At 38.3% G+C, this 24,797-nt stretch carries 19 protein-coding genes and 2 tRNA genes; 13 read left to right on the top strand and 8 right to left on the bottom strand.

Annotated features, from left to right (window positions below; genetic code table 11):
• Positions 1-19: 19 nt before the first annotated feature.
• The 4 genes from OD757_RS07280 to OD757_RS07265 all read left to right on the top strand — a co-directional run bounded on the left by OD757_RS07280 (position 20) and on the right by OD757_RS07265 (position 5,084).
• The gene (locus OD757_RS07280) at positions 20-1,072 is read left to right on the top strand and encodes a microcin C ABC transporter permease YejB (protein ID WP_263031404.1); all 1,053 of its coding nucleotides are present in this window, start codon (positions 20-22) and stop codon (positions 1,070-1,072) included.
• The gene (locus tag OD757_RS07275; protein ID WP_263031403.1) at positions 1,072-2,082 is read left to right on the top strand and encodes an ABC transporter permease; all 1,011 of its coding nucleotides are present in this window, start codon (positions 1,072-1,074) and stop codon (positions 2,080-2,082) included. The genes OD757_RS07280 and OD757_RS07275 overlap by 1 nt, the downstream gene beginning before the upstream one ends.
• Positions 2,057-3,652: an ABC transporter ATP-binding protein gene (locus OD757_RS07270; RefSeq protein ID WP_263031402.1), complete on the top strand. Its 1,596-nt coding sequence runs from the start codon at positions 2,057-2,059 to the stop codon at positions 3,650-3,652. Before OD757_RS07275 ends, OD757_RS07270 begins: the two co-directional genes overlap by 26 nt.
• Before the next feature lie 187 nt (positions 3,653-3,839).
• Positions 3,840-5,084: an NADH:flavin oxidoreductase/NADH oxidase family protein gene (locus tag OD757_RS07265; protein ID WP_263031401.1), complete on the top strand. Its 1,245-nt coding sequence runs from the start codon at positions 3,840-3,842 to the stop codon at positions 5,082-5,084.
• Between the two features lie 41 nt (positions 5,085-5,125).
• On the opposite strand, the gene OD757_RS07260 is transcribed toward OD757_RS07265, so the two are convergent.
• Complete coding sequence (locus tag OD757_RS07260; RefSeq protein WP_263031400.1) at positions 5,126-7,240, bottom strand: TonB-dependent siderophore receptor; 2,115 nt, start codon at positions 7,238-7,240, stop codon at positions 5,126-5,128.
• Between the two features lie 305 nt (positions 7,241-7,545).
• On the opposite strand from OD757_RS07260, the gene OD757_RS07255 reads away from it, so the two are divergent.
• Positions 7,546-8,139 (top strand): DUF2726 domain-containing protein, encoded by a 594-nt coding sequence (locus tag OD757_RS07255; RefSeq protein ID WP_263031399.1) that lies wholly within the window; start codon positions 7,546-7,548, stop codon positions 8,137-8,139.
• 98 nt (positions 8,140-8,237) lie between these two features.
• Here the strand turns inward: OD757_RS07255 and OD757_RS07250 are convergent.
• From OD757_RS07250 to pyrC, 3 genes are all read right to left on the bottom strand, one after another.
• Positions 8,238-8,313: transfer RNA gene (locus tag OD757_RS07250), tRNA-Glu, on the bottom strand.
• An 18-nt stretch (positions 8,314-8,331) separates the two neighbouring features.
• Complete coding sequence (rnt, locus tag OD757_RS07245) at positions 8,332-8,994, bottom strand: ribonuclease T (protein ID WP_204389336.1); 663 nt, start codon at positions 8,992-8,994, stop codon at positions 8,332-8,334.
• Positions 8,979-10,013 (bottom strand): dihydroorotase, encoded by a 1,035-nt coding sequence (pyrC, locus tag OD757_RS07240; protein ID WP_263031398.1) that lies wholly within the window; start codon positions 10,011-10,013, stop codon positions 8,979-8,981. The genes rnt and pyrC overlap by 16 nt, the downstream gene beginning before the upstream one ends.
• Before the next feature lie 149 nt (positions 10,014-10,162).
• Between pyrC and OD757_RS07235 the strand changes: the two genes are divergently transcribed.
• Positions 10,163-11,425, top strand: a complete 1,263-nt coding sequence (locus tag OD757_RS07235; protein WP_263031397.1) for a GGDEF domain-containing protein — start codon at positions 10,163-10,165, stop codon at positions 11,423-11,425.
• A 61-nt stretch (positions 11,426-11,486) separates the two neighbouring features.
• On the opposite strand, the gene argG is transcribed toward OD757_RS07235, so the two are convergent.
• On the bottom strand, positions 11,487-12,845 hold the full coding sequence (gene argG / locus OD757_RS07230) for an argininosuccinate synthase (RefSeq protein WP_263031396.1): 1,359 nt from the start codon (positions 12,843-12,845) through the stop codon (positions 11,487-11,489).
• 264 nt (positions 12,846-13,109) lie between these two features.
• On the opposite strand from argG, the gene OD757_RS07225 reads away from it, so the two are divergent.
• Positions 13,110-15,140 (top strand): NADPH-dependent 2,4-dienoyl-CoA reductase, encoded by a 2,031-nt coding sequence (locus tag OD757_RS07225; protein WP_263031395.1) that lies wholly within the window; start codon positions 13,110-13,112, stop codon positions 15,138-15,140.
• An 86-nt stretch (positions 15,141-15,226) separates the two neighbouring features.
• Positions 15,227-15,316 (top strand) — tRNA-Ser (locus tag OD757_RS07220).
• A 211-nt stretch (positions 15,317-15,527) separates the two neighbouring features.
• Here the strand turns inward: OD757_RS07220 and OD757_RS07215 are convergent.
• Positions 15,528-16,325, bottom strand: a complete 798-nt coding sequence (locus OD757_RS07215) for a helix-turn-helix transcriptional regulator (protein WP_263031394.1) — start codon at positions 16,323-16,325, stop codon at positions 15,528-15,530.
• 255 nt (positions 16,326-16,580) lie between these two features.
• On the opposite strand from OD757_RS07215, the gene OD757_RS07210 reads away from it, so the two are divergent.
• A complete protein-coding gene (locus tag OD757_RS07210; RefSeq protein WP_263031393.1) occupies positions 16,581-18,956 on the top strand; it encodes a hypothetical protein in 2,376 nt (791 codons plus the stop codon).
• On the opposite strand, the gene OD757_RS07205 is transcribed toward OD757_RS07210, so the two are convergent.
• On the bottom strand, positions 18,953-19,183 hold the full coding sequence (locus OD757_RS07205) for a helix-turn-helix transcriptional regulator (protein WP_024439356.1): 231 nt from the start codon (positions 19,181-19,183) through the stop codon (positions 18,953-18,955). The two genes, OD757_RS07210 and OD757_RS07205, sit on opposite strands and share 4 nt — an antisense overlap.
• Positions 19,184-19,674: 491 nt before the next feature.
• On the opposite strand from OD757_RS07205, the gene OD757_RS07200 reads away from it, so the two are divergent.
• The 4 genes from OD757_RS07200 (at position 19,675) to OD757_RS07185 (ending at position 23,677) form a co-directional block, all read left to right on the top strand.
• Positions 19,675-20,652: an inovirus Gp2 family protein gene (locus OD757_RS07200; protein WP_263031392.1), complete on the top strand. Its 978-nt coding sequence runs from the start codon at positions 19,675-19,677 to the stop codon at positions 20,650-20,652.
• Positions 20,653-20,771: 119 nt separating this feature from the next.
• On the top strand, positions 20,772-21,689 hold the full coding sequence (locus OD757_RS07195) for a hypothetical protein (protein ID WP_263031391.1): 918 nt from the start codon (positions 20,772-20,774) through the stop codon (positions 21,687-21,689).
• Positions 21,690-21,895: 206 nt separating this feature from the next.
• Positions 21,896-22,993, top strand: coding sequence for a PD-(D/E)XK nuclease family protein (locus OD757_RS07190; protein WP_263031390.1), 1,098 nt, complete (start codon positions 21,896-21,898; stop codon positions 22,991-22,993).
• A 168-nt stretch (positions 22,994-23,161) separates the two neighbouring features.
• Positions 23,162-23,677: a hypothetical protein gene (locus tag OD757_RS07185; protein ID WP_263031389.1), complete on the top strand. Its 516-nt coding sequence runs from the start codon at positions 23,162-23,164 to the stop codon at positions 23,675-23,677.
• Positions 23,678-23,861: 184 nt separating this feature from the next.
• Here the strand turns inward: OD757_RS07185 and OD757_RS07180 are convergent, their stop codons facing one another.
• On the bottom strand, positions 23,862-24,773 hold the full coding sequence (locus OD757_RS07180) for a LysR family transcriptional regulator (RefSeq protein ID WP_263031388.1): 912 nt from the start codon (positions 24,771-24,773) through the stop codon (positions 23,862-23,864).
• Positions 24,774-24,797: the final 24 nt, after the last annotated feature.

The raw sequence follows: 24,797 nt of genomic DNA, 5'->3' as shown, positions 1-24,797 counted from the left end.
ATAAAGGAAATCCTGTTATATGGGTTCATATATTCTCAAGCGACTTCTTTTAATGATTCCCACATTGTTTTTCATTTTATTGATTAACTTTGTGGTTGTGCAAATTGCGCCGGGTGGGCCAGTTGAGCAAGCAATACATCAGGCACAAAGCGATTTAGGAATTGGTCGTGCATTGAGTGCAGAAACTTATTATCAAGGTGCTCAAGGTTTAAGCCCTGAAATGGTTGAACAAATTAAAGCACAGTACGGTTTTGATCATTCTGCTCCTGAACGATTTTTTCTAATGTTAAAAGGCTATTTAACTTTAGATTTTGGACAGAGTTTTTTTAAAGATAAACCAGTCGTGCAATTGTTGTGGGAAAAAGTGCCTGTTTCTATTTCACTTGGGCTGGTGAGCACTTTTCTAATTTATTTAATTTCTATTCCGCTTGGAATTAAGAAGGCAAGACAGCAGGGTTCTTGGTTTGATCGATCTACTTCTTTAGTTCTTGTAGTTGGGTATGCTGTACCAAGTTTTGTATTTGCCATTTTGTTAGTTGTTTTTTTTGCAGGGGGCTCTTATTTTCAATGGTTTCCCTTGCAAAATTTAGTATCAGATAATTTTCATCAATTTAGCCTTTGGGGCAAAGTTACCGATTATTTATGGCATATGACTTTGCCACTGATTACCATGGTATTAGGCGGTTTTGCCAGTTTAACTTATTTAACTAAATACTCATTTTTAGAAGAACTCAATAAACCCTACGTTTTGGCAGCTTATGCAAAAGGTTTGAATAGCCAGCAAGTTTTATATAAGCATGTTTTTCGTAATGCCATTTTAGTTGTGCTCGCAGGATTACCAGAAGTGTTAGCGGGTATTTTCTTTGTAGGTAACCTGTTTGTAGAAATTATCTTTCATTTAGATGGGGTGGGTTTGTTGGGCTTTGAAGCTCTTGTCCAGCGTGACTATCCTGTTATTTTTGGGGTTTTATTTTTCTTTATTTTATTTAGCCTAATTTTACGTCTCATTTGTGATGTGTTGTACCAATGGGTTGACCCTCGAATTCACTTTGACGCACAAGGAGGCAAATAATGTCTTTAATTGTGCGCACACGATTACAGCGTTTTAGACAACATAAATTGGGCTGGGCGAGCTTTATTTTATTTAGTCTAATTTTGGTTTTGTCATTAGCCGCGGAGTTGATTGCTAACGATAAACCATTGTTAGTGAAGTATGAAGATTCTTACTACTTACCTGTGTTTAAAACATATCCAGAAACCACATTTGGTGGGGTATTTGAAACAGAAGCTGATTATAAAGACCCTGCCGTACAATCGCTTATTGAGGCTAAAGGTTGGGCAGTTTGGCCGCTTATTCAATTTTCATATCAAACTCCCAATTTAGACTTGGCCGTTCCTGTGCCATCACCACCCTCCAAACAAAACTGGTTAGGAACAGATGATCAGGGAAGAGATGTTTTTGCCCGCATTCTTTATGGCTTAAGAGTATCGTTACTTTTCGGTTTAGCTTTAACCTTCTGTTCTGCTTTGTTTGGAATTACCGTAGGCGCCATTCAAGGTTACTATGGAGGCTGGGTAGATTTATTGGGACAACGTTTGGTTGAAGTCTGGAATGGTTTACCCATGCTTTTTATGGTCATGATTTTAGTCAGTATGTTTGTTCCAAATGTATATTGGCTATTTTTCATTATGTTGTTTTTTGGCTGGACTGTTTTAGTGGGTATTGTCAGAGCCGAATTTTTAAAAGCTCGCCAACTGGATTATGTTCGTGCAGCCCAAGTGTTGGGAGTGACCGATCGCGCTATTATTTTTAAGCATATTTTGCCCAATGCGATCAGTTCGAGTCTGTCTCAATTGCCATTTATTTTAACGACTAACATTAGCGCTTTAACCGCCCTTGATTTTTTAGGGTATGGCCTGCCACCCGATGCCGCCTCATTAGGTGAGTTATTGCTACAAGGTAAGAATAATTTAGATGCGCCATGGCTAGCAATTTCAGGCTTTTTTAGTCTGGCTATTGTTCTTTCACTTTTAATTTATATTGGGGAGGCGGCCCGTGATGCGTTTGACCCAAGAAAATAGTTTAAATACTGCCTCAACGTTATTAAAGGTTGAACATCTTTCGGTTCAAACCAAAGACCAAAAAGTTTTATTGGAAGATTTAAATTTTTACTTAAGTGAAGGTGAAACACTCGCTATTGTGGGCGAAAGTGGTTCAGGTAAATCGATAAGCTGCTTAGCAATAATGGGATTGCTGCAAGAAAAATTAGAAGTAACAGGTCAGGTCTGGATTGGCTCACAAAACATGCTTGAGTTAGATGAGAGAACTCAATCATATTTACGTGGCCGACAAATCGCTATGATTTTTCAGGAGCCTGCTACTGCGTTAAATCCGCTACATCGGGTTGAAAAAATTGTAGGAGAAAACCTTCTTTTATCAGGGTTCTCAAAACGCGAGGTTCGACAACAAATAGTTGAGCTACTAAAAGATGTGGGAATTGTTGAACCAGAACAAATTTTAAAACGCTATCCACATGAGCTTTCTGGGGGACAAAAACAACGTGTCATGATTGCGATGACATTGGCACTGCAACCTAAAGTTTTGATTGCTGATGAACCTACTACTGCGTTGGATGTGGTCTTACAGATACAAATTTTAGAGCTACTAAAATCTCTACAAGCAAAATATGGAATGGCACTTATTTTAATTAGTCATGACCTAAATTTAGTACATCGCTATGCTGAGAAACTTATTGTATTGCAAAGTGGGCGTGTAGTAGAGCAAGGTGAGCTTAGCCAGATTTTTGCAAAGCCTAAAACAGCTTATACAGCACAGTTGCTAGATCATGATTTTGGAAGTTTAGAGTCTAGACCTGCTCAACAGAATGTTTTATCAGTTCGACAGCTCAGCGTGCAATTTCCTATAAGAAAAGGAATTTTAAATCGCATTCAAGGATATTTCACCGCAATAGAAGATTTAAGTTTTGACCTAGCGCAAGGTGAATCGCTTGGGGTGGTGGGAGAAAGCGGTGCTGGTAAGTCATCTCTGGCGATGGCCTTGGTCCGACTTATTAAAAGTGAAGGGCAAATTGTTTTTTTAGGGCAAGATTTGAATCAGTTACAGCCAAAAGCTTTATGTTTGATAAGATCAGATTTTCAACTTGTATTCCAAGACCCATTTGGCAGTTTAAACCCGCGCATGACAGTAGGGCAGATTATTGCTGAAGGATTGAAAGTGAAAGCACTAGCTGATAACGAGATCAAACAGCAAGTTGAATCTGTATTGGTAAAAGTTGAATTGGCTGAAGATTTTCAACACCGTTATCCTCATGAGCTTTCAGGTGGCCAACGTCAACGTGTCGCTTTAGCAAGAGCTTTAGTGGTTCAGCCTAAACTTTTAATTTTGGATGAACCTACATCGGCCTTAGATCGGACCACGCAAAAAGCCATAATTAAGTTGTTGCGACAATTACAGCAAACTGAGCATTTAAGTTATATTTTTATTAGTCATGATCTAAATATAGTGAAATCACTGTGCCATAAAGTAATGGTATTACGTCATGCCAAAGTTGTTGAATATCAGGAAACTGAACTTCTATTTTCTAAGCCTCAGACTGAATATACCAGACAGTTAATTAAAGCATCTCTTTAAGATTTTATTTTAATTATTTGTTTTTTAATAGAATAAATCTAATTTTGAACTTATGCAAAAAGTTGCATGTTTTTATATTCTTTAAAATTGACATGTGCTATTGTCAGTTATCGATTATGCCTTGACATGCACAATAACTCATTTAAATTAGAGTAATTGCTCTAAAAATCAAAAAAAGAGGTTAACCATGAACCAGATTGCTCAACCCATCACAATTCGCAATACCACCTTTAAAAACCGAATTATTAAAGGTGCAATGAGTGAGGCACTTGCAAATTATGAAGGCCAACCAAATGATTTACATTTGGGCTTATATGGTGCTTGGGCAAAAGGTGAACTTGGCTGTGCCATTACGGGCAATGTCATGGTAAATGCCGGAGCAAAAAATGAACCGGGCGTTGTGGTTATTGAAACTGAACGTGACCTAGATCGCTTAAAAGAGTGGGCGGCCTTAGGTAAAAAATATGGCATGGTGCAATTGATTCAATTGTCACACCCAGGTCGTCAGTGTCCAAAAGGTTTAAATAAAGAAACCGTTGCGCCATCGGCAGTACCTTTTAGCCCAGCTTTAGCAACCATGTTTGGAACGCCACGTGAACTTACTCATGATGAAATTCTAGATATTATTAATCGATTTGCAACCTCAGCTCAAATCTGTGAAAAAGCAGGTTTTGAAGGGGTGCAATTACACGGTGCTCATGGTTATTTGATTAGTCAGTTCTTATCGCCATTAACTAATAAGCGTACAGATCAATGGGGCGGTTCAGTTGAAAATCGTAGCCGTTTTTTATTAGAGGTTTATAAAGCGGTACGTGAAGCGACTTCAGATAATTTTATCATTTCAGTGAAGCTTAACTCGGCCGACTTTCAGCGTGGTGGTATTAGCGAAGAAGATGTGATTTCAGTTTTTAAAGCAGTAGATGAAGCTGGTATCGATTTAATTGAAATTTCAGGTGGCACTTACGAGGCGCCAGCAATGGCTGGAGCTAAGGCGGATAAACGTAAAGCAAGTACGATTGCTCGTGAAGCATACTTTTTAGATTTTGCTGAGAAAATCCGCCAGCATGTTAAATGTAAGCTCATGGTGACAGGTGGGTTCCGTACTGTAGAGGGCATGAATGCTGCACTTGAAAGTGGTGCATGTGACTTTATTGGTATTGCTCGCCCATTTGCCGTGGAAACCGATTTAACAGAACGTCTAATTGCAGGGCAAGACGTGCGTTACGCCGTGAAACCGATTAAAACAGGTTTACCTTTTGTCGATAAAATGGCTATTATGGAAATTATTTGGTATGCGGCTCAATTTAAAACCATTGGCAAAGGCAAAAAGCCAAATCCAAAACTTTCACCACTGGTGGTGTTTTTGAATTATGCCAAAGGCAATATTAAAGCGGTGATTCAAGGACAAGTGAATTCACGTAAGTCTGCGTAAACCAAATGCGCCATTTCAATAAATGAAATGGCGTATTTATTTTAGAACGTATAGCTCATACCCAATTGAACCGTACGTGATTCACCAGGATATGCATATAAATTGAAAGCACTTTCATCATAAACTTTGTCAAAAATGTTTTTCAGATCTAAGTTAAGACGAAGTTTTGGTGTTGCCTGATAATAAGAAACCAAATCTGTAACTGCATAACTTTTCATGGCGTAAGTACTATTTGCTGTTTGTCCCGCACGCTTATCAATATATTTCTGATTAATTCCTAAAACTAAGCCTTGTAAAGGGCCATCCTGAAATTCATAGATATTTAAAAGATTAAAACTATTCTTTGGAATATTGGCTAAAGCGGTTCCTTTTTTCAAAGTATTGTCTTTGCTGACTTCTGCATCTGTATAGGCATATCCACCTATAATTTTCCAAGCTGGAGTGATTTGCCCTGCAATATTTAGTTCAATACCTTGGCTACGAACTTCACCAGCAGCAACTTTATAGGCTGAATCTACAGGATCGAGGGTTAAGACATTTTCTTTTTTCGCATAGAAAATAGCAGAATCAATCGACAACATATTGTCGAGTGCTTGCCATTTAAAGCCTAACTCGTAAGCCATGCCTTCCTCTGGGTCAAATCCTTCTCCATTACGGCTAGCCCCCGTGTTTGGTTTAAAGGATTTTGCAGCATTGCTATAAATTGAAAGGTCATCACGGGCTTTAAAAACCAAACCTAAACGTGGAATAAACGCATCATCACTGGTATTCCAGTTTAAAGTATTCGGTAGTAAGTTCTTATAGTCATGCTCATAGTGTTCAAAACGTAAACCCAATAGTGCGCTTAAACGCTCATTTAAATCGATTTGGTCTTGTACAAAAAGAGCTGTTGTTTTTAAGTTTTCACGATCATGGGTCGTAATATTTTTAAGCTCGAGTAGAGGTTGGCCTAAAACAGGATCATTAATATTGATTGGGTAGTTATTTGACTTTGGATCTGAACGAATAATGTATGATTTATAATCATAATTTTCATATTCAAGCCCAGTCACTAAGGTATGTGCCAATCCTAAAAGCTGGAAATTACCTGTTAGGTTAATTTGTGCATCAGTATCTTGCCATTTTAATTCGCGATAGTTGTAATTTCGGTCTAAAGTTTCTCCATCAGCCTGAATTCCATTTGCTTCTACCGCATAGCCATACAATTTGCCATTTAAATATTGCACACCAGCATTCAGCTTCCAGTCATTCCCAAGGTCGTGCTCGACTCGTAATTGAGTCATATTGTTATCATTGTAGAGTCGGTTGTTGTATTTACCTGTTTCCCACAAATAGGTTTCGGGTGAACTATTAAAAGACTTCTGGCCTGCATAACGTGTTTGGCCACGATCAAGTGGATGTTGATTTCGTAAAATATCCGCTTCAAAAGTAACTTTTGTTGCGTCAGAAGCTTGCCATTGAATAACTGGAGCAATGCCATAACGTTTAGATTCGACATGATCACGATAACTATCACCGCCTTCTGCAATCACATTAAGGCGATAACCAATGTTTTCTGCATTTGGAATAGTGCCGGTAGTGTCGACAGTGGTGCGATATAAACCTTCACTGTTAAGCTGCGCGCCCAAAGTGGTTTGTTGCTCAGACTTTGGAGTTTTAGAAATTAAGTTAAACGTACCACCCGGGTCACCACGGCCATACAAGCTAGAAGAGGGGCCACGTAAAACGTCTACACGTTCAATAGTATTGCTATCAGGAGCATTTGGATAACCACGGTTAATTGGGAATCCATTACGGTAAAACTCACCGCTAGTGAAACCACGAAGGTTAAACCCTGTTAAGCCTTGACCCCCAAAGTTATTAGCACGAGTAACGCCACCAGCCAAATCAAGCGCTTCGATTAAACGTGTCGCGCCAATATCTTCAATTACTTTTTGAGTCACTACACTGACAGATTGTGGCGTATCTTTTAATGCGACTTCGCTACGTGTTGCGCTACTTGAACTATCGACTTTATAGGCTTGGTCGACAGCTTGTTGGGCTTTAATCTTAATGGTAGCAAGTGTCGTTGAAGATTGATCTGTTTCTGCGAAAGCTGTTGAAATACAACAGAGTTGAGCGATGCTCAGGGAGAGGAGGCGAAGTTTAAGATCCATTTAAAACCTTGTTGATAATAAATATCAGTATAAAAATAAGAATTATTATATTGTAAATCTATGTGTAAAAAGAATACTGGATCAATGAAATATTTGCACAAGTGTATTTTATTTAGAAATATAAATGATAAAAATTAAAAAACAAGCAACGATAGGTTTAAATAATTATAAATTACAGTTTAAAATAGAGCATCAAATACATAAAACAATAGCTTTTAAAATCAAATAAATAATTTATAGCTAACCGTTTTTAATTGTATTTTTGAAAATCAAAATAGTTTTTATATTTATTTAGGGGAAGTTCGATGTTTACGATTGTTGGCATATTTTTATTAGCCATGATGATATTGGCAATTTTAAGTGTTTTAAAGAAAGGGGAAAGTAGAAAGGGAAATGCAAAACGTAACCCAATTAAGGGAAAACGTATCATTACTATGAATGAGCAACCTACTTTTATGAAGCTAAGAGAAGCTTTACCTGAACATATTATTTTGGCACAAGTTGCTTTTAGTGCATTTATGACAGCACAAGGATATGCGACACGTAATTTGTTTAATCGTAAAGTTGCTGATTTTATTGTGTTAGATAAGGCATTTAACATTGTTGCTATTGTTGAACTAGATGATTCGAGTCATAAGGGGAAAGAAAAAACTGATGAAGAACGAGATGCTTTAATTCAGGAAGCTGGTTTTAGAGTTGTACGTTATAAAAGAACACCAGAGCTTGCACAAATACATGCAGATTTTAATATTGCAACAATCTCATTAGCTCAAGTTTCAATAGAACCAAACTCAAGTGAAACAAGAACAAAGTTTGTCGCTGATGCAATAACTGTTGAAAGAGACGATCCGACAATACAACCTTTACCATATATTGATGAAGTAAAGTTGAAATCTTAAATTTTGAAAAATACTAAGCTATCTCATGGATAAAATTTGAAGTGAGATAAAGTAATTTAAAAGATGTGATTTTGAAATGAATTTCTTATAAAAGAAATTGGCGTCCCTACGGGGATTCGAACCCCGGTTACCGCCGTGAAAGGGCGATGTCCTAGGCCTCTAGACGATAGGGACGTTGAGGATGGCGGTATCTTAAGAAGCCGCCACCAAACTGTCAAGTAGGTAAGGAGACAGTTTGTTCAAAATATAGCAAAACAGTTCAGCAGTTTTCTGAGTATCGTATAAAGCAGAGTGTGCTTCTTTACCATCGAACTCAATTCCAGCTTGAATACATGCTTTAGCAAGGACAGTCTGTCCAAACATAACAGCACTTAAAGTGACCGTATCCATGACTGAAAAACTATGAAATGGATTCTGGTTTTTTGTGCTTGTACGAGCAATTGCCGCTTGTAAAAAACCAAGATCAAAATGGGCATTGTGACCAACCAACACTGCGTGGGTACAATGTTGCTGTTTACGAACTTCATTGACTGATTTAAAAATACGGCGCAATGCTGTTCGCTCATCTTCAGCCATTGCTATACGCATTGGGTTGAATGGATCAATACCAATAAAGTCTAGCGAACGGCGGTCGAGGTTAGCCCCTTCAAACGGGTTAATGTGCGCATGAAATGCTGGACCAGGGACAAATTGTCCCTGAGCATCATACACAATTGGAATGCACGCAATTTCTAGCAATGCATCTGTCTGGGCATTAAAACCTGCAGTTTCAACGTCAACAACAACAGGTAAGAAGCCACGAAAACGTTGGCCAATGACCGGGACAGAGGTTTCTTGTGTCACACTTTTCTCCATTGCAGCGTTTTCCCGGCATGCAGCGGGATAATTTTTTGATCATCTAAATAATCAAAAGATTCTGGTATAAGGTTATCTTCTTTTACCAAGGTAATAGTAGAAGTATTACGTGGTAGACCGTAGAAGTCTGCGCCAAAGTGGCTTGCAAAACCTTCTAAACGCTCTAATTTACCCACTTGGTCAAATGCTTGGGCATAAAGCTCAATTGCATTAGGTGCACTATAACAGCCCGCACAGCCACACGCATTTTCTTTTGCATTTTGTGAGTGAGGAGCGCTATCTGTACCCAAGAAAAATTTAGGATTACCACTTGTTGCAACTTCAAGCAAAGTTGTTTGGTGTGTTTGGCGCTTTAAAATTGGTAAACAATAAAAATGCGGTTTAATACCACCGACCAACATGTCATTACGGTTAAATAATAAATGCTGAGGAGTGATCGTTGCGGCAACATTACGGTCATGTTCTAAAACAAAATGAGCTGCATCGCTTGTTGTAATGTGCTCAAGTACCACTTTAAGTTTTGGAAACTGTTTTAAGAGTGGGTTGAGTACTTCGTCAAGGAAACGTTTTTCGCGGTCAAAAATATCGACATGGTTATGAGTGACTTCACCATGAAGTAATAATGGAACTTGATGTTCTTCTAATTGCTCAATCACTGCATAAACTTTACGAATGTCACTTACACCGTTATCAGAGTTGGTGGTCGCGCCTGCTGGATAAAGTTTAATTGCATTTACATGCCCAGATTCTTTAATTTTACGAACTTCGTCTGGGGAAGTGAAGTCAGTAAAATAAAGCACCATACGTGGGTCAAAATTAAGACCCTCTGGAACATGAGCAAGAATACGTTCACGGTAAGCCAATGCTTCTTCCACAGTTTTTACTGGCGGAACAAGGTTTGGCATACAGATCGCTCGAGCAAACTGTTTAGCCAAATCAGGTACGGTACGTTTTAATGCTAAACCATCACGTAAATGTGCATGCCAGTCATCTGGCTGGAGCAGGGTAATAGAGTCCAAGGCAGTTCAAACTTCGAAATAAAACAAATGATAATCGATAAAGTGTGAAAATGGTAACGAGAATTACGGACAAATGGCAAAATAAAGCGCAAGAGGCCTTAAAAAATAATGTTATATTTTGTTAATGTGTGAGAGGCAGGAATCGGGTAGTGGCAAATAGGGGAAATGTACATGAATTACTCAAAGCAAAAGAAGAAATAGAATATCTTGTAACTTTACATACTCATCGTTATGCCAATACACCTTTACCTCATCAATTAGAAAAAAAGTTCTGGTGCTTAAACCTTGAACGAACTAAACAAAATATCTCAAAATTTTTAGCAAGTGGTGTTCTTACCTATCTCATTTTTATTTTATTGGCACTGCCTACTGATTATTTGGTAATCGGTGTGCCTTACATTACTTGGGACTTTATTTATTGCTTACTGAGCGCAATTAATATTGCTTGTGCACTGTTACTATTTTGGGCTTTTGCTAAGTTAAAGAAACTCACTGAATATTTTTATATTGCTGCGTGCGGTATTGTATTTTTTACGATTATTATCAATGCAATGTTGCTTCTTAGCGTAGGAAATGTCGCTCTTAAAAATCAGTCGATGTTACTACTTTCTTTTTTATATATGCTTGGTTTTATTTTGAGCGGTATAAAGCCTGTGCACATGCTTTATGTGGGTTTGATCGCCGCAATTTCTGTTTTTTCTCTATTGATTTTATTGCAAGTGAATTGTGATTATATTGCTTTGGGGCGGGCACTGTTTGGTAGCTGTATTTTAGGTTTTTCAATTAGTACGATGCTCACCTCTAGAGAAAGAAGCCTTTTTTTAAATAATCAGCTTGCTGAGCTTAACGAGCAGATTTTACGTATTGAGGCCTCTGAGTTACTTCATTTAAGTCAGCAAGATGCGCTCACTAATATCTCGAATCGACGTACTTTCGATGAGATGTTTGACTTTTTTTACTATCGGGCAAAGCAAGAGCAACGACCATTAGCCGTTTTATTTATTGATATCGATTTTTTTAAAAACTATAACGATTTTTATGGGCACCAGATGGGGGATAAGGTCATCGCATCTATTGCCTCTGCAATTAAAAATTCGATTCGGCATGTTGATTTTGTGGCCCGTTATGGCGGCGAAGAGTTTGTGGTTCTTTTACCGAAAACACCCGCTCAAGGTGCATATGCTGTGGCTGCCAATATTTATAAAGCGATTGAGCGCCAAGCGATTCCTCATGCGGCATCTTTGGTCTCTACACATGTAACGATTAGTTTGGGTTTTACTGTTTACACAGAGGGCTTAAAAGTTACTCAGGAAAATTTAATTCATGCTGCCGATCAAGCTTTATATCGGGCTAAGCAGCTTGGACGTAACCAGATCTATTATCAGCCTTTACAAGTCGCCGAAATTGCCTGAATGAGTTTTAAAAATAAAAAGGCCACCTTAATAGGTGGTCTTTTTTGACGCTATAAGAAAATTATTTTTTCTTACTGTCTAATTGAGGAATAGCAGAACCTTGACCGATCGAAAGTAAACCAGCATCTGTATAGATACTAAGTTTTGCACGTGTATCGGTAATGTCGAGGTTACGCATAGTCAACTGACCAATACGGTCCATAGGCGAGAACATTGAATCGCCTTTTTCCATTGTTAAACGTTCAGCTTCGTACGTTAAGTTTGGAGATTCAGTGTTCATGATGGTGTAATCATTACCACGACGAAGTTCAAGAGTCACTTCACCTGTAACAGCTTTAGCAACCCAACGCTGAGCCGTTTCACGCAACATAAGCGCTTGAGAGTCGAACCAACGACCTTGGTAAAGTAAACGACCTAAACGTAAACCGTTAATGCGGTATTGTTCGATGGTATCTTCGTTATGAATACCAGTAACTAAACGCTCGTAAGCAATATGAAGAAGGGCCATACCCGGAGCTTCATAAATACCGCGAGATTTCGCTTCGATAATACGGTTTTCGATTTGGTCAGACATACCTAAACCATGACGACCACCAATACGGTTTGCTTCAAGAATAAGCTCAACTGGATTGTTAAAAGTTTGACCGTTTAACGCAACAGGTACACCTTCTTCAAAACGTACAGTTACTTCTTCTGGATTGATTTCAACGTCTTCTTTCCAGAAAGCAACGCCCATAATTGGGTCAACGATTTTAATACCAGCATTTAGGTATTCAAGATCTTTTGCTTCGTGAGTTGCACCCAACATGTTTGAGTCAGTTGAATACGCTTTTTCTTTTGACATTTTGTAGTCAAAACCGTTGTCGATCAGGAACTGTGACATTTCTGCACGGCCACCGAGTTCATCGATGAAGTTTTGATCTAACCAAGGCTTATAAATTTTAAGATTCGGGTTGGTCAACAAACCATAACGATAGAAACGTTCAATATCGTTACCTTTGTAAGTTGAACCGTCACCCCAGATGTTTACGTCATCTTCTTTCATTGCAGTAACTAACATTGTACCTGTTACTGCACGACCTAATGGAGTCGTATTGAAATAAGGAACACCACCTGTACTGATATGGAATGCACCACACTGAATTGCAGCAATACCTTCAAGTGCAAGTTGTAAGCGGCAGTCAATTAAGCGAGCTTTTACAGCGCCGTATTGTTCTGCTTTCTTTGGAATTGCATCGTAGTCATCTTCATCAGGCTGGCCTAAGTTTGCAGTATATGCATAAGGCTCTGCGCCCTTTTGTTTCATCCATAATAAAGCAGCTGAAGTGTCTAGGCCTCCGGAGAAGGCAATCCCAACTTTTTTGCCTACTGGTACATGCTGCAAGATAGTTGCATTATCAGTCATTGCTAATCCTAACATTTATAAAAAAGACCCCGTTGAGGTGGTCTCGAGAATTCTGAATGGCGGCTATTGTAGCACTATTCATGGTGCTTTTTTTGGCAAAAAAATCATTAATTCACTTGTTCTGATTGGTATTTATTATTTGAAGAAAATATAGGATTGTCTTCTTTATATATAGATTGACCATAATCTCGAATAAAAAATAATTCTGGGTCATCCAAAATTATCAAAAAAGTATTAAAGTACTATGCAACAAGTTGCAAAAAATTATTGGGACGCAGCATGACAAGTTACGCCAATTTATTAAAACCATTACATTTAGGCTTTACCACCATTAAAAACCGTGTGGTGATGGGATCCATGCATACGGGACTTGAAGACCGTTTCTATAATTATCCAAAACTGGCAGCTTATTTTGAAGAGCGTGCAAAAGGCGGGGTTGGCCTGATTGTGACTGGAGGGATTTCTCCAAACCGTCAAGGTTGGCTACTACCCATGGGTGGAACCATGAATGGTTTAACCGATATTCCGCAGCACCGTTTGGTTACACATGCTGTGCATAAGCATGGTTCAAAAATTTTAATGCAAATTTTGCATGCTGGCCGTTATGGTTATCAACCTTTTGCAGTGTCTTCTAGTTCGATCAAATCGCCAATTTCACCATTTAAACCGCGTCAGCTTTCTGAAAAAAATATTCTCAGCACAATAGATGATTACGCACAGTGCGCTGATATTGCTAAAAAAGCGGGCTATGACGGCGTTGAAATTATGGGCTCGGAAGGTTATCTCATTAACCAGTTTTTAAGCAGCCATGTAAACCAGCGTACTGACCGTTGGGGCGGTGATATTGAAAACCGTATGCGCTTTCCGGTCGAAGTCGTAAAGGCGATTCGTGCCAAAGTCGGCGAGAAATTTATTATTTGTTTCCGCTTGTCTTTACTCGATTTAGTTCATGACGGTAACACCATGCAAGAAGTGGTGACTGTTGCAAAAGCTTTAGAAAAAGCGGGTGTGACTTTATTAAATACTGGCATTGGTTGGCATGAAGCACGTGTTCCGACCATTGTAACGTCAGTGCCTCGAGCCGCTTTTGTCGATTACACGGCTCATGTAAAACAACATATTTCTATTCCGATTATTGCTTCAAACCGTATTAACATGCCTGAAACTGCCGAAGAAATTTTGGCAACTGGCAAAGCAGATATGGTTCAAATGGCACGTCCATTATTGGCCGATGCTTTTTGGGTAAACAAAACAGCGACTAACCGCGTTGATGAAATTAATACCTGTATTGCTTGTAACCAAGCGTGTTTAGACCATGCTTTTAAAAATAAGCGCGTGTCTTGTTTGGTTAACCCACGTGCAGGCCACGAAACAGAACTGGTCTATTTAAAAACTAAGCAGCCTAAACGTATTGCTGTTGTAGGTGGTGGTGTAGCAGGTATGTCCGCGGCAACTGTTGCGGCAAGCCGTGGCCATGCAGTGACGCTATTTGAAGCAACTTCAGATGTAGGTGGTCAATTTAACTTTGCCAAAGTTGTACCGGGTAAAGAAGAATTTCACGAAACAATTCGCTACTTTAAAGTCCAACTCGAAAAAACAGGGGTGGATGTACGTTTAAATACTCGCGTGAACCGTGAGCAGCTTGAACGTGAAGGTTTTGATGAAGTGATTGTTGCAACGGGTGTAATTCCTCGTGCATTAAAAATTGAAGGAAGTAATGCACCGCAAGTCCTTTCCTATGCTCAAGTTTTAAAAGGGGCAGAAGTTGGACAAAAAGTTGCAGTGATTGGTGCTGGTGGTATTGGTTTTGATGTGTCTGAGTTTTTACTTAAACCTCCACATCAGCCCCAGCCGCAACCTTTAGCCGAATGGCAACGTGAATGGGGTGTAGACCCAGATCCAAACTATATTTCTGAAGGTGGTATGCAGCTGCCAGAAGTTGAACCTCCAGTTCGCCAGATTTATTTATTGCAACGTAAAACAACACCTCTCGGTATTGGCCTAGGCAAAACTTCGGGTTGGGTACATCGTGCACAGCTTAAAAAGCATGGCGTACGGATGTTACGTGGTGTGCAATATAAAGCAGTCACTGATGAAGGACTTTGGATTGAGCACAATGGCCAAGACCAGCTTTTACGTGTAGACACGGTAGTAGTGTGTGCAGGCCAAGAGTCGGTAAAAGACTTGATGCCAAAAGAAGGTGAGTCGACTTTAGCCAACTACCATATTATTGGTGGAGCAAAGCTCGCAGCAGAGCTAGATGCGAAGCGTGCGATCAAAGAAGGAGCAGAATTAGCTGCTCGTTTGTAATAGTTGATGAAACAATATGCACTTGAACACAAAGCGATGATTTTTTTCTTGAATAAAATGAATAAGCTTTGTATTCTTACGCACATGGAAGCGTGGCAGAGCGGTTTAATGCACCGGTCTTGAAAACCGACGAGGGTGTGAGTCCTCCGTGAGTTCGAATCTCACCGCTTCCGCCAAAATTCTGAATAAGCCCTTGTTTTTACAAGGGCTTATTTTTTATCTGTGATTTTACCCCTCAACCTACCCCACATTAAAACTTGGATTGGAATAGTTAAAATAAGAATAATTTAGATAGATTCAGACAGAGCTTTGCTCGAGTTTAGAATGTTTAACAATATCTTCAACTAAAACAGTAGACAATATGTATTACATGATCTGACTATTTTTTTATTGATGTCTTCTTTTTCTTTTAAACATTCCTTGGGTTACGTGGGTAGGTTTAGCACGCCCGATGGTTACAACTTTAGCAGGGGGTACTGGTTTAGTTAGAACAAGTTTTTCAATATCTTCTGGAATAAGTGGATTTTCTTCTGTTTGTAAATCATCAGGTTCCATCGCTAAAAGTTTATTTATGTCCAGTTCTTCATGTGATGAGACAGGGGTGATTTCTGAGGCTGATATGGTTTCATTTTGCTCTGTGAATTGAAAATGGGTAAGATCAAGCTTCACGTTGTCGATAGATTCTGTAGGTAGAGAGTGGGACGTCATCGTATTTTTTGATTTTGTTTCTTTATTGGTGTTTTGGCATGTTTCTAAAGTAGCCTGATTTCCACTTTCAAATTCCATTGGCTTTCGAGAGTTTTCGCCTCTATCAATTACATCATTCTCTAGCTCTGCTTGCGTATAGTCTTCCACTATTGGTGGCTGTAGGGTGGTTTTTGTGAGCAAAAACTGCCGATAGCTTGCAAGCTCTGCAAGGTACGTTTTTTCGCGTTCATGAGCTAATTCTAGCTGTTTTTGAAGAGCAATAATTTGCAAATGTAGCATGTTTAAAATCTGTCTAAAATTTTCTTCATTAGTTATTTTTGTTTTCTTGATTTTTAATTCAGTGACAACCTGTAGTGCACTCTCAAGATTTATTTTTCCATTTGAAATTATTAATTTACCTTTATTAATAAGGTAGTAAATTTTTGATCTGGTGAGACCAGTCAACTCGCATAGCTCTATAACAGTCACTTCATTCATAATAATATTATGTCTAAAATATGTATAATTATACATTATTTTATAAAAAAATTGACCGTTCTGCCATACGGAAATTAAGTTGTGGAAGATGGGGGAAGAGGAGGAAAGTGAAAATTTCATTAATCACAGTGAATAATATTCTTATTTACTGTGATTAATAGTAAATTATGCTGTGATTAAAAGGGTAAATTGTATTGAAGAATATAACCTGATTGCCTTACTATATCAGGGAATTTACTTGTTTTGAGTATTTTAATGGATAATTATAAGCTAATAATTAAAGAGAAAGATCTATTTGATTTATTTTTTAATAAAGTTCCTTATATATGGCAAGCATTAGATTATTCTTTGAGGAAAGATCCGGCACGCGAACCTATTTGTTTATATAAAGAGTCTGTTCAGGTGGTTCGGGCAGTTGATAAGTTTGTGGATGATTTAAGGGCGGGTAGTTTACCTTGGGCTGCTCAACTGGGAATTAGGCTGACTGGGCATGCTGAGCTTGATAGAACTTATCTTCCTTATTTTAATGAGCTTAAGTTTGAACGTGAAATGTTTGATTTAACCTATCTTCAACTGGGTTTAAATTGGACTTATTATCAAAAGTTTTTGCAAGAAGATGGCGCTAATCAGTCAGGTCGTATGCCGCATATCGAACAAATTTGGGTGAATACTTCCGGTTCGTCAGAATTAAAGCGGCAGTGGTCACCTTCGGAATTTCAATATGAAAAAGCAAGGCGTTTGACGAACTTCTTTACTGACTTGCAAAAAGATCCGTTATATATCGAGGAAAAGGATAAACAGACTAGTCAGGTCGAAAAAACTATCAACGATATTTTTGCACAATTTGACAGGCTATTATCGATACATGAGGAAGTTTATATCTTTGTTGTTGATATCCGGTTCATACGTATATTCAATCAAGCAGATCATCAGCCGTTAGAGCATTTGATTGAAAAAGTACTTAAAGATCGGACTGCGATCCAGAATGCTATGTTTCATGTAGTTCCAGGTTTACTGCGAGCATATACCAAGCTTGAACATGACTATCAAAATGGTTTAAAGCTGTCATGTATTTTAATATTAAGAAATCATACTATTGAGCGAGAAGAAGATACTATTGTTCGTCTACTGGCGTTATTGAAAAAAGATTTTAGTCACTATGATCATGTTGATGTTATTAATGGAAATGAGCTTGTAAGGACTCACGGCAATAAATATGCTGTTGGTCGTGTAGCAATAGGAATGCCTACACGAGTTGAAAAATTTAAGTATTGGGTACTCAGCTATTTTATTAAAATAGATTTTTTTGCCAAGCTCATAAACCCTAAAGGACCCTTCGAAGTCAATGAGAGCATTGACTATCCAAATTGGCAGCAGCCCGAAGTAAAGAAGCAAGTCTTGTCTTCCAAGAAAAGCCTCCCGCCTAAAAATTTAGTGCAGGTATTGCAGGAGTGGAAAACACCCAAAGTGATATGGGATGTTAAACATTTACCTAAGCGTGTGGGTGATCGTTTGCTAGTCGGGCAGATTTACTATAAAGAATTTTGTGCTGAACATGGATCATCAAACCAGTGTGGAGATTTGTTATTCCAAATAGAAGTATTTATTGAGACCCTATTACACAATCGATATCCAGCCTTTAATGAGGTGAGATCAGCACATCATGCCCATTTCTTACATGCCCGTGATATACAGGCATCAGCTACACAGGTTGGTCAGCAGTATTTATCGCTTGTGCAGCAAGTTACAAGTGATCCTGGCTTATTAGGTCAGATTGATTATCTAATTCAGAACCGTGGTTTGCGTACATGGTGGTTTGGACAGGAATACGCTTTGATGCTGTGGGGGAACTTGTTACAAACCCTTAATAGCATTATGTTGAATCAGCCCGTAGATGCTACTGCATTAGCTCAATGGAATAGAAACCTCCAGAATGTACAGCACTATCTATTTTCAATACTGGCTCAAGACAGGGATAAGCGTGAACTTTTAGAAAAACATTATTCTCAGTGTACACGGCGACATACGGATACAAAAGAATATCTTAAAGGCGTATTGGAGCAGAATTGTTGGGCTTATCGTATTGTCGTGGATGCTCGCTCATCAGAAGGAAGTTTTACTCAGTCACAATTATCAAAATTATTTACAGAGTTTATGCGTTTGGCAAAACGGGCTAAACCTTGTTACTGGTTGCGTGGCTATATGGGAATCTGGCAAGAGAATAGCTGTCAGGGAGTACAGGAATTCAAATTAGATGCAGTATTGTTCTTTAATGATCGTTGTCACGAACAGTTAGAAACAGTCGTTCATGATCTGGATTACCGCTGGAATAGTTTTCTTAATGCGAAAGCTGCTCAGACTTTAAAGTGGCAAGATCCAGAAAATATAAAGTACTATGGCGCGATTAAACCAAAAATATTAATGCATTCGATTGAAGCACTGAAGACAGAGATAGAGGCTCTAAATACATATCATGTCTGTCTTGAAGCATATGATCGTCAAATGAAAAAAATAGTCATTGAGCATGTCATACCGTATTTCGCTTATCGGGATGTCTTTCAGGCTCCATTGAGCCAGCTAGTACGTAAAGCTTTTATTAAGGGTTCGATGCTCAAAAATAAGAGTCCTTAACGTTGTGCTAGCTTTGACTCAATCCACTCATTAATTTCAAAGGCGGACCAGCCAACACGATTTGTAGTTAGGCGAACCTGTTTGGGGAAAGTAGGGTCATAGTATTCTGATTTAGGATCCAACAAATTGTAAATCGTGGCACGACTTAGACCAGTAAATTCTATCACTTGTTTAATATTGATGATTTTGTTCATCACGAAAGTTGTTTGAGTTAAAGACGCATTCATGGTTTATTCCTTTTAAGAAATGCGTGCGTTTGTGCACACACCATGGACAACTCAATAAAAAATAAATCTTCATAATCTGGAAACAAGGCAGATGCTTGCTGCCATATTTCCAATAGTTGTGTGCGTAACTTTAGCTTACCCAATTTTTAAGATATTTTCGGTAAAAGGAACATCCTTTTATCCAAGCTGTTCGGCTGTACGAGTAGTTCAACAGGAAGGCCTTAGTGGGTTATTTATATTATTCCTACTACTATCTACGATTATTTATCTACTTTCTGTACATATCAGATATCAACTCATAGTAATCCTAACACCATACTTACACATGGCTTATGTCTGTATAGGGTAATGACTACTCTGGTAGTGACAAGACTACCAGAGAGTAGGTGTACAAGAGAGTTAGGTTATAGAGAACGGTGGATAGTGGCTCAGTGCAATTAAAAAATATGCATGACGACATAGCTATGATGTTTAACTCATAGGACTAACACATGCAAACTGAAGCAAAGACATTGCTGCGAATTGAAAAATTTATTATAGCAACTGGAGAATTACCTTTTGACCAGAGGATGAATCCTGAAAGGCTGAAACAAGTCATTCGGGAATGTTGTCAGATCATTCCCGCCTTTAAGCAGATATACCGAAGCGATTTACACTATGCTCACTTCATTAATGAGTTCAAACGGCATGTCGTGGACTATATAGACCGGTTACGTCAGTTCAAGGGATATTCATTGGATGATCTTGAGAATTGTGAAGAAGGTTATGGGATTATTCTTGCGCTTTATCATGTTTATAACAGTTTTAGCTTCAGTGAGAAAAATGCATATATACAGCAGGAGAAACGCAATGCGTATAGTTTGGGGCACTATGTGAAGAGTCTGATTGAGCACTATAGCCGTTTACTGTTTGTACGTGTTGATTTGAAGTATGAGAAGAATCATCCGAAGGAGATGACTATCTCAGATGTTTATGCTCATCTAGCAATATTATGTAATCGTCTTTCTAATGCTGATAGTTGTTTTAAGCATTTGCAGGGACATGCCTGGGCTTTAGAACAGGGTGGGCAGGAGGGCGGTTATCATATTCATTTACTTCTCATCTATGATTATTCGAAGCTTGACAATGATAAGCGTCAAGGGATGCTTGTTGGTGAAGAGTGGATTAATATTACAGGTGGTTGCGGTGCGTATTTCAATCTGAATGATCCAAAATATCGAGAGAAATATATTAAAAGTGGAACGGATGGTTTGGGGTTAGTCAGTCGAGATGATCCTCAAAAAGTGAAGAATGCTATCAATGCTGCTCTATATCTCACCCGACCAAGTAAGTATCTGCAACGATTGCGGGTCAAGGCATCTTTATCTGCTAATACCTTCAGTAAGGGACTTTATGTCCGTAGTTATCGTCGTGGTCCGAATTTTGATGTTGAGTTTAATTTAGATGATTATAACTGGAAGGGGTGTTAGAGCCTGTCATATCTGAAACTGTCGGGTCAAAAGGTGGCCCGGCAGTTTTGAAAATTCAATTATTTTTTATTGAGTTGTATGTCCTATGCGATTAAGCATGATTGAGTAGGACAATGAACATGACAGGCTTTAGCTTAACTTATCTTGAACATCAGACAGCTCCACGTTTTGAGCATGATATCCATCAAATGTATCAACGGATTCGTTTTAAACAAGGCGGAGATTTTGACTCCAAATTCTGGTTTGACCGATTATTCGTTTACTTTCATGACTGGAGTTTATTATGCATGCGAATGGAGTTTTATTCAGGGATCTGGATTGAATCTTTTAGACAGTGTTATTTTGCCAGTCGTAGTGAGCTTCCTGAGCCTTACACCAATCAGATGGACTTTGAGCAATATAAAGCCAGGCTGATTGAATTGATTTTAACCAAGCTGGTCAAGATTTTTAGTTTGCCAGCCATACTGGAAGAAATTAAAAAGAAAAATGAGCAGCACAGAAAAACAGTAGTGAGGTATCAGGAGGATTATGATGAAGCAACAGAGCACTATTATAACCTTAACAAGATCAACCTGTTTTTAGGGTATCAGCCAGAATATGCGAACAATATTTCTATTATCGAGTTGAATGAGCATATCCGGAGCTTGATGAAATATTTGCATAATCCCAAGTATTATCCGATTGATTACCTGTTTCAATATCAGCGGGTAATTCGTTTGCCGAATACCAATGAATATGGCCTATTATTTTCAATGACGCTGAATGGAAATATATATTCTGATGTGTCGGTGATGAGTCAAATGATCATGCAAAGTTGGATTTGGGCTACACAACGGCAGGGGATGGGAATCAATCTGGAAACCGAGGATGCTCAGAAAAATCATCCATTGGCATTTATGTTTGGAGAGTTTGATGATCAAAATGATCTGGAGTCATTACTACAACGAGATATTGTGAGTACGACAGAGGATTCGATTAATGTCAGGGTCTGGCCAGTTGCCTTTAAACACTTTATTGCTCGAGCACCTAAACGTTGAGATAGTTGAAGCTTATAATGTAGCAATCGACGGTTTGAGTCAAAATCCACAAGCCATTCTCTACCTATGTATAGGGGATGGCGGAACTCCCTAAAGTTAAGAGGTTTTTTATTACTCTGTGATAAACTATTTTAAATAATTGATTTTATTTTTGGTGATTTTGATTGATGAGAATCAACTAAGAATTTGGAATTAATGGATTAAATATGCAGTTATCTACCTTTGAACATTATAAGCAACTGCTCAAAAATGCGAAGAAATATAAAATACCACCTCGGGAAAAAACATTCTTTGATACAGCAATTCGTAACCATTACGAAAATCCGACTACGGAACTATTAGAGTTCTTTCTGAACCCAACTGAATCACATAATCTTGGTGATTTATTTTGGAAGGGTTTCTGCGATATTTTACAGCAGGAGGAAAGCCTGAGCAAATTGGATCTAGGTCATATTGTGAAGCTGGAAAGGGAGTATGTTACTCATCAGGGCAATCGTATTGATCTATGGATAGAAACAGATACCTGTTTTATTTTGCTAGAAGCTAAAATTTACCATCATCAGAATAATCCTTTTCAGGATTATACCTATTTTGCTCAATCTAAAAATCAGTCTAAGAATAAACAAATTGTAGGGGTTATTCTTAGTATTGCAGGGAAAAGTAAAGCAGAAGGTTGGCGGGGGGTGTCATATCAACAAATTGTAAATGGTATCCGCCCATATTTGGCAGAGCAAATGCTGACTAATCCAATGAATAAATGGAATCTCTGTGCTCGGGAGTTCTTACTTCATTTAGAAAGTTATTATCGGATAAAGAATTTAGATATGAATCGTGTTCAATTTATATTAGATCATTATAAGGAAATAGAGGAACTTCAACGACTTCGGACTAGTACTATTAGTGAGGTTGTGGACAACTTAAGTCAGCAGCTTAATGAAATGATTGATGGTTATGAATCTGAAAATAAGTATGAGTCTTGGGGTGGTATTCGTTTTTATAATAAGGCTTGGGGAAACAAATCTAATACTACGTTACTGATAAAACAAGAAGATGGACAAACGGTTATTAAAGTTATTACTTACATCCTTAATCTATCGCCTGAGCGAGAAAAAGAAGCCCTTTCTATTTTAGGTACCCAATCTGATACGCGGTATCTAGATCAGAAAGTTGAGAATTATCGCAGAGGTACCGAACGTTGGCTATGTATTTACTGGCGTTCACCAGAAAGTAAACTGGATGCAATTTCAGATTTACTTCTCGAGAAAGTTAGGTTGTTAGATATAATTGAAAGAACTTTAAAATAATTTTAAATCAGAAGATAAGTGTGAAAGTCTAAGCCTCAGTAAATATCTGGAAATATTAACTAAGGCTTTTCTGCTAAGTACTTATTGTGATATAGCAGTTTAGGCTAAGGAAATACAGTGTTTAAAAGTATATTGTCGATCGTTATGTTTTTTTTCTCCAGAAAGGGAATGGAGACAGTATGGGGACCATGTATATACTGGACTTTCCCTATCATTTTGATAATTACGTTTGGCCGCTTTGAATATTCCGACAATATTACACGCCGTATTGCTAATGCAAAGTTATTAGAGATAGAAGGCGAATTGGTTGAGAAAAGAAGTTCTAAAGGCGGTGGTGGATTGTATATCTATGGCAAAACAGTTTCTTTACGTGACAATGGTAAACAGGTACATCTGAAAGTGGTTTCTGCACCCTCTAGTCTTTATGAGTTGGCAAGTAGAAAGAATAAAGAGACAATTGTTCTGTTTGGGAAGATTCTGGATCAGACTTTTTATCCGACTAAAATTACGAACTTAAATCGTGAAGAGTATGTATTTCCATCTTCTAAAGAATTCCATGATAAATTTATTGAACTTCAAGAAAATGCTCCAAAAGAAGCAAGATCATGGGGATATATATCTATTTTGTGGAGTTTTCTAATAATATTTTCTATAGTCTTTAAAAAGAAAGCTAATAAAGAATGATTCATAAGAGTGAAGAGAACTATTATATTAAATAGATCATTGGTTGTTTTATCTCAATCATCTTGATTGTTGTAAAATCAATGCAATTTTGTCCTGAACTCTTATTGTTCTTATTACGATTTATCACATACCAATTGATTGCACATAAGTTCGGCTTAGCATTTTAATGATTACAAATGTGTTCTTAAAATTCATGATTGGATTTTACTGATACCTTAGTACGGCAAAAATTAACGAATGCTCGAAATGCTGCTGAAGAAAGACGTGGTCGTGGATAATACAGAGCATGGCCTTCGAATGGTGGTGTCCATTCTTCTAATACCTGAGCTAAGGAACCATTGTTTAAAAAAGGTTCTGCTTCACGCGCTTCAACAAAGGCTAATCCAGCTCCACCAATCGCAGCCTTAACTGCAAGCTGGGTTGTACCGACAGTTAATTGACCTGTCGTTTTTATCCAGGTTTCTCCTGATCCTTTAGTAAGCTCCCATCGCATCAATGCTCCACTTGGGAGGCGGGCTTGTATGCATGAATGGGCAACTAAGTCACCAGGAGTTTTTGGAATGCCAAATTTCTTAAAATAGCCTTGAGAACCCACTACTATTAATGCTTCATCAATTCCGAGAGGTAAAGCAATCATATCTTGAGGAACAAGAGAAGCTAGTCTTAAGCCTGCGTCAAAACCTTCACCTACAATATCTACCAATCTTCCCTCAGTAACCAAATCAACTTTTACATCTGGATACTTGTCCATAAACTCTAATATAAAAGGAAGGATTCGATCAGCTGCCCAAGTTGAGGCATTGAGACGAATCAAACCAGAAGGATGATCCTTCAATTGGTTAACGCCATTCACTGCATCGGTAATGTCTTGCAAGGCAGGACGTATTTTTGTGAGAAAAGTTTCCCCTGCTTCGGTCAGTACAACACTTCGTGTGTTTCTTAAGAATAAGCGTATCCCCAGTTTAGCTTCGAGATTCGCCACCATATGACTTACTGATGATGGTGACATATCTAGTTCATGAGCTGCACCTCTAAAGCTACCATGAGTTGCCACCGCACTCATGACAGTAAGTGTCCGTATCCCAAAGTCATCCATTGTACAGATTCCTTCATCTTTATG

This window comes from Acinetobacter sp. AYS6 (assembly GCF_025630795.1).
In the GTDB taxonomy this organism is placed as follows: Bacteria; Pseudomonadota; Gammaproteobacteria; order Pseudomonadales; family Moraxellaceae; genus Acinetobacter.
Note: the sequence above shows the minus strand (reverse complement) of the source record. Positions and strands in the feature narration are given on the sequence as shown.

Bases quoted from the DNA above. Each gene is read 5' to 3' on its own strand.
- OD757_RS07280 (WP_263031404.1), top strand. From the start codon at position 20: ATGGGTTCATATATTCTCAAGCGACTTCTTTTAATGATTCCCACATTG.
- OD757_RS07275 (WP_263031403.1), top strand. From the start codon at position 1,072: ATGTCTTTAATTGTGCGCACACGATTACAGCGTTTTAGACAACATAAA.
- OD757_RS07265 (WP_263031401.1), top strand. From the start codon at position 3,840: ATGAACCAGATTGCTCAACCCATCACAATTCGCAATACCACCTTTAAA.
- OD757_RS07260 (WP_263031400.1), bottom strand. From the start codon at position 7,240: ATGGATCTTAAACTTCGCCTCCTCTCCCTGAGCATCGCTCAACTCTGT.
- OD757_RS07255 (WP_263031399.1), top strand. From the start codon at position 7,546: ATGTTTACGATTGTTGGCATATTTTTATTAGCCATGATGATATTGGCA.
- rnt (WP_204389336.1), bottom strand. From the start codon at position 8,994: ATGGAGAAAAGTGTGACACAAGAAACCTCTGTCCCGGTCATTGGCCAA.
- argG (WP_263031396.1), bottom strand. From the start codon at position 12,845: ATGTTAGGATTAGCAATGACTGATAATGCAACTATCTTGCAGCATGTA.
- OD757_RS07225 (WP_263031395.1), top strand. From the start codon at position 13,110: ATGACAAGTTACGCCAATTTATTAAAACCATTACATTTAGGCTTTACC.
- OD757_RS07215 (WP_263031394.1), bottom strand. From the start codon at position 16,325: ATGAATGAAGTGACTGTTATAGAGCTATGCGAGTTGACTGGTCTCACC.
- OD757_RS07210 (WP_263031393.1), top strand. From the start codon at position 16,581: ATGGATAATTATAAGCTAATAATTAAAGAGAAAGATCTATTTGATTTA.
- OD757_RS07205 (WP_024439356.1), bottom strand. From the start codon at position 19,183: ATGAATGCGTCTTTAACTCAAACAACTTTCGTGATGAACAAAATCATC.
- OD757_RS07200 (WP_263031392.1), top strand. From the start codon at position 19,675: ATGCAAACTGAAGCAAAGACATTGCTGCGAATTGAAAAATTTATTATA.
- OD757_RS07195 (WP_263031391.1), top strand. From the start codon at position 20,772: ATGACAGGCTTTAGCTTAACTTATCTTGAACATCAGACAGCTCCACGT.
- OD757_RS07190 (WP_263031390.1), top strand. From the start codon at position 21,896: ATGCAGTTATCTACCTTTGAACATTATAAGCAACTGCTCAAAAATGCG.
- OD757_RS07185 (WP_263031389.1), top strand. From the start codon at position 23,162: ATGGAGACAGTATGGGGACCATGTATATACTGGACTTTCCCTATCATT.
- OD757_RS07180 (WP_263031388.1), bottom strand. From the start codon at position 24,773: ATGGATGACTTTGGGATACGGACACTTACTGTCATGAGTGCGGTGGCA.